Origin of the sequence: Micromonospora sp. NPDC049903 (assembly GCF_044460945.1) — a bacterium.
Classification (GTDB): domain Bacteria; phylum Actinomycetota; class Actinomycetes; order Mycobacteriales; family Micromonosporaceae; genus Micromonospora.
Map to the genome: position 1 here is coordinate 625,779 of NZ_JBITKL010000001.1, position 13,546 is coordinate 639,324.

Sequence of the window (13,546 nt, forward strand, 5' to 3'; positions counted from 1 at the left end):
CTGCGGGCGGCGTGAGCCGAAGGACTCAGTGGGGCCCAGGTCTGGTCCCGGCAGCACAGTCCGGCCGGGTCGGGGCGGTGCTGCCCTACCGGGTCGGTGCGGTGCTGCCCGGCCGGGTCGTGGCATCGGCCCGACTGGCGAGGAAGTCGGCCAGCGACATCTCCGGCTCGCCCACCGTGCGCCAGCCGAGTCGGCCCGCGGAGAGCAGCCGGACGACCTCGACCTGCTCGTTCGCCTCGCGGGGCAGCAGCAGGCCCGCGCCGGCCTCCAACATCGGACCGGCCGCCGACCGGATCTGCGGCAGGTCGCCGATCTGCGCCACGGTCGCCCGTACGTCGACGGCGCACCGCCACGGCACCCGCACCTGCACCAGCAGCCGCCCCCGACGGGCACGCGGCCGGTTGCGCAGCAGCACCAGACCCTGGCTGCGGGTCGTGGTCCCGGGGTCGCGCACCAACGCGTAGGCGAGCGCATCGGCCTCGTACGGCCAGCGGGGCAGGTCGGCCGGCAACCCCTCGATACCGTGCCCGGCCCCGGTGCAGCGCAACGCCAGCGGCGGCGTGGACGAGGCGACCGGCTGCTCCACGTACCGCCCGGACGCGTCGACGCCGTAGCCGGCGACGAGCTGGGTACGGTCCAGCAGACCCCCCGGGAGCAGGTACGACTCGTCCCGGTCGACGAGCAGCTCGTGCAGGGCCGGTGGCTCGTGCACGGTGATCGAGGACATGTCCACCGCACCACCGGCGAGGATGCGTACCCGCAGCAGGTACTCGTCCGCCCGCAGCGCGGCGGGCACCGGCGGGCGGAGCGTGCCGACCAGGAACAGGTTCGAGGTGGGTACGCCGGTGCCGGTGGCGTCGGTCGGCGAGCAACCGGCCACCAGGTACAGCTCGACCGGTTCGGCGTTCACGGTCGGTCGCTCGGCGATCCAGTAGATCGCGTGCGCGACCGGCCGCCGCACGGTGCCGAGCCGAGGTGCGGCACTGACCGGAAGCTCGGGCCCACCCGGCGGGGCAGGGCGGTGGGGACGCCCTGCTTCCGCCGCCACGCTCGGCCCGAAACCCGGACGCCGCGGCGACCCGGGCTCTACGGCTGGCCCCGGCTCTACGGCTGGCCCGGTGCCGGGGTGTCGCACCGTTCGCGGAGCAGGTTCCCGCGCCGGACCGGCGGCGGAGGGCAGCTCCTGCTCGTAGCCGACCACAGGTTCGGAATTCGGAGCGGGAGTGGCGCTCTCCTCCGGTCGGCTGGTCGACGACGGCCCGGCGATCGCGCGCGGGCCCGCCACCGGCCCGACCACCGGTCGCGGCGGCCCGACCTGCCGCTCGACGCGCCTCGGCTCGGTCCGGTTGGGCTGGGCTGCCCAGCCGCTCGCCCGCGCCTGCGGCGGAAGTGGCGGCACGGGCGAGGACAGCTCCCCATAGGAGTCCGCCCCGGCGGGCACGGCAGGCGGCGAAGGGGCACCGGTCCGGGCGGCCGGGGACCGGGGGGCCACCGTCGGCGCGGCAGGCGACGCGGGGGCCGCAGAGGGTGCGGCGGGCGACGAGGGGGCCACGGACGTCGCATCCGGCGCACCCGGGGCCGGTCGCGGCGGTGCCGGTCGGAACGGTGGCACCGCCGGGGCCGGGGGCGAGGCCGGGGACGTCGGTGCGGGCAGCGGCAGGACCGCGTGCACCGGGACCGGGGACACCGGGCCGGACGTCACCGCCGCAGGGCGTCCCGTCGACGGCGGCCCCGGGTACGCCCGGACGTCGGACACCGAGGGCGAGGTCGACAGGCCGGGCTCACCCGCCTGCTGCCGGTCGATCGAGGGCGTCGCCTCGGACGCGGTGCTCCGCTCAGCGCTGTCCGGGGCAGGGGCGATCTTCTCCGGCGCGCGGAGAGCTGCCTCGGTCGGGCGGCCGATGCCGGCGCCGCGACCGGTGCCCATCGGACGGCTGCTGCTCTCGGCCGTCACCAGCACACCGTCGTCGCTCTGCCAGCGTCGCTGCGAGTCGGTCAGGTCGAGGCGCTGCCAGTCGACCGGGCGGCCCCGCTCGTCGACCGCACGGGCCGTACCGTCGACGCTGTCGAAGGCGGCCTCCGGCGGCAGCACCCACACCTCGGCGCGGAGTCCCTCCACCAGCCGGCTGCCGTAGCGGCGCACCCCCGCCTCGGCGGAGGCCGGATAGCTCGCCAGCAGCAGCAGGTCCTCCCCCTGCCACCCGGCCGTACGCAGCATCCGTTGCAGCACCCGTGGTCCGAGCGCGTGCGGCCCGGAGTCGGCGTACTGCACCGCCCACCGGCCGTCGTTGAGGATGGTCAGGTCGATCCGGAACAACCCATGCTGGGCCCGCAGGCTGCTGTACCGCGAGTTCATCGCCCGCTGGCGGGCGGGCGCGACGCTGACCAGGGGCGCGCCCGGATAGGGGGTGACGACCATCCGCCCGGCCGGGGACAGCCGGCCGTCCTGGTCCGGTTCGAAGCGCGGCGAGCCGGCCATCGGCGGCAGGTACGTACGCCACTCGGCCGGGCCCCCGGCGCGGTCCACGGCGCTCAGGTCCTGGCAGCTCTCCAGGACCTCCAGGGCGGCGGTACGCTCCGGCGCCCACACGATCGCGCCGGTGTTGTCCGCGAACGCGGCCAGGTTGGCGTGCAGACGCTGCCGCTCGTCCGGGTCGGAGGGCCAGTGCAGCCACATCCGGATCTCACTGCCGTAGAGCGGCACCTCGGACAGGGCGGCGGCGAGCTGACGCCCACCGGTCACTCGGTAGGAGCCGGTGTAGTCGCCGACCACGAAGCCGCCGCCCCGGACGGACACCCCGATGGTGGTGAGCTCCGGGTGCCCCGGGGCCAGGTCCACCGCAGCGGCCCGGCGAGCCACGAAGTCGGCCCGGGTGGCCAGCGTCAGCCCACCGGGCAGCGGTGCGGCGACGACACCGGACCGGGGCCGCAGCACGCCGCCGGTCGTCTCGTACCAGCCGGGCAGGTCGGTGGCCATCGCCGGGGGCTGGACGACGAGCCACTCCGCCGGTCGCCCGGTCTGGGCGTCCACCAGGCTGGGCTCCGGCTCGCGGTCCCCGTCGTACCGCAGCATGCTGCCGGCCGGGCTGATCAGCACGTCCCGCCCGAGGATCCCGGCCAGTTCGGCGAAGATCCCCGCGTGCTCCGCGCCGCCGTCCATCATGATCCGGACGTCGTCGCCCGCCCCACCGCCCCGGCGGACCAGGTCGGCGAGTTGTACGGCGTCGAGCGGCGTCCCGTTGCCCCGCAGCGCGACCGGCAGACCGTCCGGGCCGGTACGCAGCCAGATGTCGTAGAGCCCGTCGATACGCCGGTGCTCCGGGCGCGCCCGGGTAGCCGGTGTCGGCGGCAGCCTGCCGGTCATGACGCTCGTCCGTTCCTCGATGTCCCCCCTTGCACGTCCTCTCAACGGACGGCGGTACCCGGTTTTCTCAATCCGACGTCGGCGAGTCCGTGCCATCACCGCACTGAACACGGCGGGTCCCGCGTCCGTCGTGTGATGCACCGGGCAGAGAAGGGGTACGGCGATGGAACAGGATCTGGGTACGGTCGCGATCGTCTGCGACCAGCCGTTGTCGCGGGTCGGGATGGAACGTCTGGTGCAGGACGAGCCGGGGCTCGCGCTCGGCCCCTCGGTCGGCTCGGTCGGCGAGTTGGAGCAGGCCGGACCGGCCGACTACCGGGTGATCTTCATCGACCTGCCGGCGCTGCCCGGCGCGAGCGTGCTGGAGCTGATCGGGAAGCTCGCCACCCGTGGCGCCCCGCTGGTCTGCGCCACCTGGGAGCAGCCACCGGGCCTGCTCTCCGCCGTCCGGGCCGGGGCCCGAGGCGTGATCACCCGGTACGCCGAACAACCCGACGTACGCCTGGCGTTGCGCGTCGTGGCGACCGGTGGGCTGCACATCGGCGCGGAGCTGGCCGACCGGTTCGCGGCCGATCTGTCGCGCCCGGCGGACGCCGACGAGAACGGTCTCGCCCCGCGCGAGGTGGAGACGCTGCGCTGGATCGCGCTCGGGCTCACCCACGCGCAGATCGCCACCCGGATGGGGCTGTCCCAGGCGACCGTCAACACGTACGCCAAGCGGATCCGGGCCAAGCTCAACGTGACCAACAAGGCGGAGCTGACCCGGATGGCGATCGAGCTGGGCCACGTGACCCAGGGACGCGTGGCGCACGGCCGGTTGACCCACGGTCACCTGAGCCACGGTTGGCGCGCCGCCTCCTAGCCCACTCCGCTCAGGACAGCTCGGCATCGGGCTCCCTCGTCGGCCGCACCGTGATCGACCAGCGGGACGGCGTCACCTCACCGAGGACCACCGGCACCTGCACTCCGGCCGTCCGCAACTCGCGGGCCACCCGCCCGTCGCCGTTGCCGAGCCGGGCGCAGACCACGATGCCCGGGGTCGGTGACGGCTCCACGTCGGACAGTTGTGCCGCCCGGTTGCAGCCGTTCGGCAGCGACTCGCCGAGGACGTCCCCGACCACGGTCACCTCGTTGCCGTCGGCCAGGGCCTGCCGGATCAGCCGACGTGCGTACCGCTGCCCGTCGGGCATGCTCCCGGCGACGGTGAGGACGTCCGGGCAGCGAACCAGGTCGACATAGAGCCGCCAGCCGTCACGGTCGCCGAGCAGCAGCGGCAGGGTGGCGGCCGGCGGTGCCTCACCCGGGCCGTACCAGCCGAACGGCGCTGCCGCCGCGTCCCGTGCCCCGTTCAGGGAGACGCTCAGGTTGAGTCCCTCGACGCGCAGGTCGGCGCTCAGCTCGGTGGCGTCGCCGACCTCCGGCCGGCGCGGCCCGGCGGGCGGCTCCACCAGCGGCGGCACCGGAGCCGGCGTCGGCGTCCGGCGCGGCAGCTCGGGAGAGGGCGGTCCCACCGGCCGCAGGCGACCGCCCAGCGACGGCCGTGCGGGGCGTTCGGGCGCCGTCGGCCGTTCCGGCGCCGCCGGTCGCTCGGGTGCCGCCGGTCGCTCGGGGGCCGTCGGCGGGAGGTGCGGTGCACGTGAGGTGGCGGTCGCCGGGTACGGGTCGACGACCGGCGTCGCGGAGGAGTGGGCCCCGGCCAGCACGAGCTCGCGCTCGGCGTCGGCCGCTGGTGGGGCGGACCGGGCCGGGTGGCCTTGCACGGGTGGTGCGTCCGACGGCGCGGGCGGGTCGGACAGCGGCGGCGGGTCCGACAACGGCGGCGGTGCAGCGGACACCGTCTGCGCGCCGGCCCCTCTCGTGCCACGGCCCCCGCGCAGCACCGCCACCGCCACCGCGAACAGCATGACGGCCGCGAACACCCCGATGGCCTCGAAGATGGGCGCACCCTGCCGCCCGGGAGTCGCGAGATCCCGGGTCGGTGGCGGTGCCGCCTGGTTCACCACCGGGTACTCGTCGTAGACGCCGGGGCCGCTGGCGTCGGCGGGCAGCGTCAGGATCCAGCCCGGCTTCAGGACCATCGGGTCGCTGAGCTGTCCACCGTCCGGCTGCGGACGGCCCCTGGTCAGCTCGAAGATCTCCAGGTGCCGCCGGCCGGTGCCGAGGGTACGGGCCGCGATCTCGTACAGCGACTCGCGCTGACCGGCGACCGGTTCACCGACGACGTAGTACTTGGACCCGACCGGGGCGGGCGGCGGGTCGGCCGGGGCAGCGTGGACCGGACCGACCGGCCCGAGCACGGCCAGGGCGGTCAGGCACACCACGACGATCCGGCGCAGCCCTCGCACTGTTCCCCTCCCTCTTCCGGCTCACTGCCTGCCGGCGACCGTCACCGGCCGCAGGTGGCACGTACGGCGGAGACCGCCAGTCGGGCGTCGGCCTCTCCCGCCGCCCGCGCCGTGACCCGTACCGCCAACTCGCTGGTGCGCAGCGGGAACGCGCCCACGTCCACCCACCGCCCGGTGTTCTGCGCCTGGTTCATCTCGAACTCGGCGTACGCGGCGCCGCCGCGACCGGCCAGCACCTCGTAGCGGACGCTGGTCACCCAACTGCCGGCGCCGGACGGGTCACGAGGCACGTACACCTCGACGCGACACTGCCCGCCGGTGGACGGTACGAACCACCACTGGACCGACTGGTCGGCGTCGTTGCTGATCGGCAGGGTCTGGAAGGTGCCCCGGCAGCCGTCCTCGGACCATCCGCCGTCGGCCACCGTACGCCACTGGTCGGTCCGCCCCTGCACGTCGAACCCGTGGTCGTTGGTGGTGTCGCAGCCCCAGCCCGCAGTCGCGACGTAGCCCGGGTCCGCCGCCCCGGCCCTGGACCGTGGACTGATGAGCTGCCAGAAGATCCCCACCACCAGGGAGAGCAGCACACACACCGCGGTGACCGTGATCAGCGTCGGCAGCCTGACCGACAACCGGTCACTGGCCGGCTTCGACCCGGCGTGCTCGACGAACGCGGCGACGAAGTCCGAGCGCCACCGCACCGCCCGCCGGGCCGGCGTCTGCGTCGCCTCGGTGGGGTCCACGATCGGTTGCTACCCGGCCAGCCTGTTGATCGACTCGGTCAGCAGCGTCATCCGCTCGGCGGCCTGCACGCGCAACTGCTCGGTCCCGTCCTGCAACGCCGCCAACACCAGGTCGGCCAGTTCCTCCGCGTCACAGGTCTCCATCACCCGAGGGTCGATGTACACCGCCTGGAACTGGCTGTCGGCCAGCGTGACCGTCACGCCCCCACCGGCCGCGGACCCGACCACCTCGGCGTTGCTCATCGACTGCGCCAGCTCGGCGACCTCGTGCTCAAGCGCCTGGGTCCGAGCCAACAGCCCGCTGAAATCCGCCTGCCCGCTGACCACAGCAACCCCCTCCTCGCCGATCCGCCCCAGACGACCGCGCACGGCCGTCGGCGACGATGGCCCCAGCCTGGCAGGCCGTACGGAGCAGCCGGTAGTCCCTCATCCGGCACCCACCCCGGCAAGGCGTGGCACTGCAGGCTCATACGGGGGCTATGCCGACGTCCCGGAATGGGGACGCCACCCCTCCCCTTCCCCGGCTCCCGTCCGCACCCACCGGTGTGCCGCCTCTGCTCTGCTTCACTCCACGCAACACACCCCGGCGAATTGCCCGCCTTCAAAGCAGAGATTCGGCTACCGCCGCGCCACGGCTACTTCGGGTGTCGCCCTGTCGAGCTGAACCGTTTACGCCGTCGGGCAGGGTGATTCGTTGCCGCTATCAGCTCGACAGGGCGAGAGACGGACCGTCCGCCCCCCCTGCTCCTCGTTGGCCAACGCGTCCAGCCACCGCCGGTCGAGCAACACAGGCTGGGCGCTCCGGGGCGGTCACGCCGGGGTGGTGTCGGGTTCGTCCTGTTCGGGTGTCTCGGGGACCGGCGGCGGGAGCGCGACCTGGATCAGGCGGCCCGGTTGGGCCCGCTCGACGAGGCTTCCTCGGCCGGGTGGGCGGGCGGCGGCGCGTTCGTTGCCCAGCACAACGCCCTCGCGGCTGTCGCCGGAGAGGATCAGGCCGCTACAGCCCATCTCCTTGACCCGGTTGAGCAGCGGGTCGGCCATGGCGCGGGCCATGCCGCTGACCCGGCGGGCCAATACCAGGTGCAGGCCGATGTCGCGGGCCTGCGGCAGGAAGCGGGACAGCGGCGCGAGCGGGGCTGCGGAGCCGGTGGGCAGCAGGTCGTAGTCGTCGGCCACCACATAGATGTCCGGCCCCTCCCACCAGTCTCGCTGGCGTAGCCGCTGCGGGCTGATGCCGGCCGGTGGTAGCCGTTCGGTGAGCTTCGCGACCACCTGCTGGACGTAGGCGCTCGCGGTGTCCGGGTCACCGGCGTAGGCGGCCAGATGGTCCGGCGGCACGGCGTCGAGCAGCGAGAGACGCGTGTCGAGCAGCACCACCCGCGCGTCCCAGGCGGACTGTCGCGCGCAGAGCGCCGCCAGCCAGGTACGCAGGGCCGACGACTTGCCGGAACCGGCGTCGCCGAAGACGAGGAAGTGCGGGTCGTCGCGGATCAGGTCGATGGTCACCGGTTTCAGGTCGGACTCGCCGATGCCGAGGGGTACGGCGGTCGGCGCGGCGTCCGGTGGCGCGGGCACCTCGGCGGCGTCGATCCGAGCCGGGAGCAAACGTACCGGTGGGGCCGGGGGGCCGGACCACCCGGCGGCGATCTTTCCGAGTACGTCCTGCTGGGCCGCGCGTAGACCGTCGATGCTGTCCTGGCCGTCCATCCGGGGCAGGACGAGCTGGAAGTAGACGCCCGGCAGGCTCAGCCCCCGGCCGGGCACCTTCGCCGGCACCCGGGCGGCGAGCCGACGGTTCACCTCCGACTCGGCGGGGTCGTTGAGGCGCAACTCGATCCGGGTGCCGATGCTGTCCCGCAGGGCGGGTCGGATGTCGTTCCACCGGCCGGTGGTGATGATCAGGTGTACGCCCACGCCGAGTCCACGGGCCGCGATCTCGTTGATCACCGGGTCGGCCCAGTCGAACTCGGTCCGTAGCGCGCCCCAGTTGTCGACGAAGAGGAACACGTCGGCGGCGCGTACGCCCTCGGGCAGTTTGCCGGCGCGGCGAAGGTCCCGCAGGTCGGCGATGGAGTCCAGGCCGAGGGAGCGGAGCAGTTGCTCCCGTTCGCTGATCAGCGACCGGACCTCGACGATCATCCGGCTGACCAGGTCACGATCGCTACGACCGGCCACCGAGCCGACGTGCGGCGCCTCGGCCATCGTGTGCAGCGTGCCGCCGCCGAAGTCCACGCAGTAGAACTGCATCTCGTCGGGGCTGTGGGTGAGCATCCCGGCGAGCATCAGGGTCCGCAGCAGCGTGCTGCGCCCGGTCTGCGGTGCGCCGACGATCGCGATGTTGCCGTGTGCCCCGCCGAAGTCCATCATCAGCGTTTCCTGCTCCTGCTTCAACGGCAGGTCGAGCAGGCCGATGGGCACGGACAGCGAGCCGGTCATCGGCCAGTGCTTCGCGCTGTAGCCCCGGCCGGGGTGGTGGGCGACCGGGCCGAGCAGGTGGTCCAGGGCGAGCGCCTTCGGCAGCGGCGGCAGCCAGACCTGGTGGACCGGGCTGATGACCGAGGTGAGCCGGTCCACCACGATGCCCAGCTCGGTCTGGCCGCCCCGCTCCGCTGCCGGTGGCGGCTCGTCCAGCTCTTCCTCGGTCATCCGGCTGATCCCGCGCAGCGGGAACTGCGCGACGGCGTTACGGGGCTTCGCACCCCTGACCCGTTCGCGTTCCTCGGGCGAGACGTACCCGGCCGACACGTGCGCGACCCGGAACCGCTGGTAGATCGACTCGTCCACCTTGAGGTAGGCGGATCCCGGGATCGGCGGCAGGTTGTACGCGTCGGTGGTGCCGATCACCGTACGGCTCTCGCTGGCGCTGAACGTACGCAGGCAGATGCGGTAGGACAGGTGGGAGTCCAGGCCCCGCAGTCGCCCCTCCTCCAGCCGCTGGGTGGCCATCAGCAGGTGCATGCCGAGGCTTCGACCGACCCGGCCGATCTGCACGAACAGCTCGGCGAAGTCCGGCCGACCGGAGAGCAGTTCACCGAACTCGTCCACCACGATCAGCAGGTACGGCAGCGGGTCGAGCGGACGGCCGTCGGTGCCGACGGCACCCTCCGCGCGGCGGCTCTGGTACTCGCGTACCGAGTCGATGTTGCCGGCGTCGCGCAGCATGCGTTGCCGGCGTTGCTGCTCGCCCATGAGCGCGGCGAGCACCCGGTCGATCATCGCGGCGTCGTCGGCCAGGTTGGTGATCAGACCGGCGACGTGCGGAAGCCCGGTCAACGGGGCGAACGCGGCGCCGCCCTTGAAGTCGATCAGCACGAAGCTGAGCAGCTCCGGCGGGTGGGTGAGGGCCAGGCCGGTGACGAGCGTACGCAGCAACTCGCTCTTGCCGGAGCCGGTGGCACCGACGATCAGGCCGTGCGGGCCGGATCCGCCCTGCGCCGACTCCTTGATGTCCAGCACCAGCGGGTGGCCGTCCCCGTCGGTGCCGATCGGCGCGCGCAGCAGCCGTGGATCACCGGCGCCGATCCAGCGGCTGGTGATCTCGGAGTTCATCGGGTCGCCGCCGAGCACCATCTCGGTCAGCGAGACGGTCCGGGCGAGGACCTGCTCCCGTTCGTCGCTGAGCCGTAGCGGCGCCAGGGTCCGGGCGACCAGCTCGGCCATGGACAGACTCACCTGGTCGACGTGGCAGTCGGTGGCGGGTGTGACGACCAGTTCCGCCCTGCCTTCCGTGATGAGCCGACCGTCCGCTCCGCACCGCAGCCGCAGGTTGACCCGGCTCGGTTCGTCGGACTCGCGCTCGACCAGGAACACGAGCGTGATGCCGAGGTGCAGCCCGGCGCCGGCCAGCAGCGCCGCCATCAGCTCGCCGCGGCCCCACTCGGAGAACGGGTCGAAGCTGGTGAACACCAGGATCAGCCGGGGCAGGGTCGGTCCGCCGGTGGTCGGGCGCCGGTTGCCCTGCTGGTCGAGGCGGCGTCGGAGTTCGGCCTCCAGGTAGTCGGTGAGCGCGGCGGGGCTCTCCCCGACCAGCGACAGCTCCCCCGCCTCGCCGCGCAGTTCCGGGTCGATGGTGTGCGGCAGCCACTTCGCCCACTGCCACTGGTCGTCCCCGCCGGCCTCCACCGCGACGAGCACGTCGTCCGGCGCGTGGAAGACGCTGACCTGGCAGAGCAGAGCGCGGGCGACCTCGGCGGTGGCCGGCGGTGGGCCGAGCAGGCTGATCACCCCGGCCCGGCCGATGTCGACCACCATCGGCTGCTCGGGTACCACGCCGAGTCGTTCCACCAGTCGTTCGGCGGCCTCCTGCGACTCCCAGTCGTAGTCGGTCAGCGGGTCGATCTTCGCGTCGAGTTCGATCGGGGTGGTCAGTCGGACCGTACCCCGGCCGAGCCGGACCTGGAGGAAGTCGGCGTCGTCGCGACGGCGTTCCCAGACGCGGTGGCCGCCGACGCCGATCGACCAGAGCCGGGCCGGTTCGGGGTTGGCGAGCGCGGAGGCGGCGCGTTGCGCGTTGGCGCTCTGCCGCGCCTGGTCCCGCACGAGCCGCAGGTGGCTGCGGTACCGGCGGCGCTGTTTGCGGGCCGTGACCCCTCGGGTACGCCGCTGTCCGAGGAAGAGGAAGACGACGGCGGCGATCGAGGAGAAGAAGAAGACCGAGCCGAGGATGATGGTCGCCGGCTGCCCGAAGCTGACCATGTACGCGGCCATGCCGACGCTGCTGATCAGCGGCAGGACCAGGTTCCAGGCGTGCGAACCGGTCGAGGCGTCCGGCACCTCGGGGGGTACGGGCAGCACGATCCGGTCCGTCGGCAGCGCCGGAAGGATGTGACGGGCCGGACGGTGGAAGGCGACCCGGCTCATCCGGCCACGCTCCGCTCGTTCATGTCCTCCACGACGGGCCGGGGTGACCTCCCGTTCAGTCGCCGGGACGGGCTCATCTGTCCGGGTCGGGACAGGTCATGATCGCCTCCTGGATCTGTGTGAGGGGTTCCCGGTGGCCCTCCGCCACCAACGGCACCAGCGCATTGATCTTGCGGATCCAGTTCGCCCGGACCGCACCGCCGCGCGGCAGGTCGTCCTTGAACGCCCAGATGGCGGTCGTCACCTCGTCGGCCGACCGGTTGCCCTCGATCAGATCGCCGATCGCGGCCAGGATCGCGTGGCTGGCCCGGTCGTCGAACGACACCCCGGCCAGGTCGGCGAGCATCGGCGCCATCGCGCCGAGTTGCGCTGCGGAGCCGGCCGCGCCACCGGCACCAACCGCACCACGGGTGCCCGCCGCGCCGCCGGGCCGGGCCGGGCCGTCGAGGAGCAGGGGCTTGGCCAGGCTGAGCACCGCGTGGTAGCCGGCGAGCGACGGAACCCGGTGCACCGCATCGCGCAACTGGGAGTGCTGGTCGGGCAGGGCCGGGCCGGCACGGTCCAGCCCGGACACGATGGCCTGCGCATCGGTCAGCGAGGCGGACAGGAACGACACCACCGGGACGGTCGGCGGTGTGAACGCGGGAGCCCGGCGCAGACCGGTGGCCGCCTCGATCAGGTCCACGCTGAGCGCGTCCACGACGGGCGGCGCCGCCTGGCCACCCCCGCCCGGGGAGCCACCCGGTCGCCGCGCCGTCCACGCGCTGCCCAGGTTCAGCATCGGCATCCCGCCGCTGCCGGAGGCAGACAGCCCAGGAGCCTCGTACACCAGTGGCGCGCCGTACTCGTCGAGCACCCGGGTGAGTTCCGGCGACGCGGACGCGCGGGTGTAGACGACCGGCACCGGGTCGTGACCGCCGGCCAGGACCGACTCCCCCAGGTGCACGAAGAGACGCCGGTTCAGCAGCGACACCTGCTCCGGGGCGGGACGCCGACCGGGCCGTTCGGTGGCCAGCACGATGATCGGCTGGTCGAGGTACTCGGCCGCCTCCGCCAGCACGCCCAGGTCGTGCGTGGACACCGCCGCCGCCGGGCCGATGATCTCCATGACCCGGCCCGTGCCGTCGGCCGCCTGCCAGGTGTGGAGCGCGACCTCGTTGCGGGTGGTCTCCGCCCAGGAGGGGCCGGCGGACGCAGCGGCCGAGCTACCAGTCGAAGCCGCAGCGATCTGGATCAGTCGCTCCTCGACGCTCATCGGCTCCCCGGGGTACAGGGCGAGTCGGATCCGGTCGGGTTCGGTGGCAGGCAGCAGCACCGACCCGTCCGGGCCGAGCAGCGAGAGATTGCGCGCCTCGTCGTTGACCGCCAGATGGATCGACTCGCCGTCCGGGCCGTCGGCGACGGCCACGGCGTGTGCCCCGGCACCGGCCTGGTCCATCCGGTACGCCAGGTCGACGTACCCGGTCGGCTCGTCCACCCGCTCGGCGCCGGTCGCCGCGAGGGCGTCGTCGCCGGAGGTGAAGCGCAGGCCGTGGGTACGCAGTGCCGCGCGGTACCGGTGGTTCGTCAGCGCCGCCGGCAGGCCGACCTCGACCCCGTCGGCGGAGAAGACGATCCGCCCGGAGAGGTACGGCTTCCCGGACAGGATCTCCAGCACGTCGGCGGGTGCCTCCGCCCACGGCTTCGACGCCCGGTGGTCCGACGGCACCACCCGGACCGTGACGCCCGTGCCGGCGGCGGTGATCCGGCCCTCGGCATCCAGGTCGACGACGCGGTGCGCTCCGAACGGCACCGCGCCGCCCGTCGCGCCGTCGAGTTGGGTACGCAGCACCTGCGCCGACAATCGCAGGTCGTCCGCCCACTGTGCCAGCCCTGGCAGGGACGCCGGGCCGGCCGAGTCCGGCCAGTGCACCGGCATCAGGTCGAGTTGCTCGGCCGACTGCCGGTCCAGCATGCGACGCAACAGATCCGAGTCGACCTGCGGAAACAGTGGCGTGGCCACCGGGCCGGAGAACCTGGCGGCAGCGTCGGCCCGCCGGACGAACGGGTCGTCGGCCGTGGGCATGGCGTCGGTCCCGACGGCCATCCCCCGGCTGGGCAGGAACACCGTACGTCTGTCGGCGCACAGCTCCGCCGTCGGACGGGTGATCAAGGGAAGGTGGGTGACCACGCCACGGCTCCTCATCGTCTCCCCGTGACCGTGGCATCCCGAACGGGACGCGCGACAGTCCCCG

Annotated in this window: 7 protein-coding genes; 1 reads left to right on the forward strand and 6 read right to left on the reverse strand. The window is 73.5% G+C overall.

Annotated features, from left to right (window positions below):
* Positions 1-85 precede the first annotated feature (85 nt).
* The gene (locus tag ACIBO1_RS02795) at positions 86-3,364 is read right to left on the reverse strand and encodes a hypothetical protein (protein ID WP_396740927.1); all 3,279 of its coding nucleotides are present in this window, start codon (positions 3,362-3,364) and stop codon (positions 86-88) included.
* A gap of 163 nt (positions 3,365-3,527) precedes the next feature.
* On the opposite strand from ACIBO1_RS02795, the gene ACIBO1_RS02800 reads away from it, so the two are divergent.
* A complete protein-coding gene (locus ACIBO1_RS02800; RefSeq protein ID WP_396740929.1) occupies positions 3,528-4,226 on the forward strand; it encodes a LuxR C-terminal-related transcriptional regulator in 699 nt (232 codons plus the stop codon).
* A 10-nt stretch (positions 4,227-4,236) separates the two neighbouring features.
* Here the strand turns inward: ACIBO1_RS02800 and ACIBO1_RS02805 are convergent, their stop codons facing one another.
* From ACIBO1_RS02805 to ACIBO1_RS02825, 5 genes are all read right to left on the reverse strand, one after another.
* A complete protein-coding gene (locus ACIBO1_RS02805; protein ID WP_396740930.1) occupies positions 4,237-5,709 on the reverse strand; it encodes a hypothetical protein in 1,473 nt (490 codons plus the stop codon).
* A 41-nt stretch (positions 5,710-5,750) separates the two neighbouring features.
* Positions 5,751-6,452 (reverse strand): hypothetical protein, encoded by a 702-nt coding sequence (locus ACIBO1_RS02810; RefSeq protein ID WP_396740932.1) that lies wholly within the window; start codon positions 6,450-6,452, stop codon positions 5,751-5,753.
* A 9-nt stretch (positions 6,453-6,461) separates the two neighbouring features.
* Positions 6,462-6,779 carry a YbaB/EbfC family nucleoid-associated protein gene (locus ACIBO1_RS02815; protein ID WP_396740934.1) on the reverse strand — a complete coding sequence of 106 codons (318 nt, stop codon included), beginning with the start codon at positions 6,777-6,779 and terminating at the stop codon, positions 6,462-6,464.
* 483 nt (positions 6,780-7,262) lie between these two features.
* Positions 7,263-11,312 carry a type VII secretion protein EccCb gene (eccCb, locus tag ACIBO1_RS02820; protein WP_396740935.1) on the reverse strand — a complete coding sequence of 1,350 codons (4,050 nt, stop codon included), beginning with the start codon at positions 11,310-11,312 and terminating at the stop codon, positions 7,263-7,265.
* Between the two features lie 73 nt (positions 11,313-11,385).
* The gene (locus tag ACIBO1_RS02825; protein ID WP_396740937.1) at positions 11,386-13,482 is read right to left on the reverse strand and encodes a hypothetical protein; all 2,097 of its coding nucleotides are present in this window, start codon (positions 13,480-13,482) and stop codon (positions 11,386-11,388) included.
* Positions 13,483-13,546 lie beyond the last annotated feature (64 nt).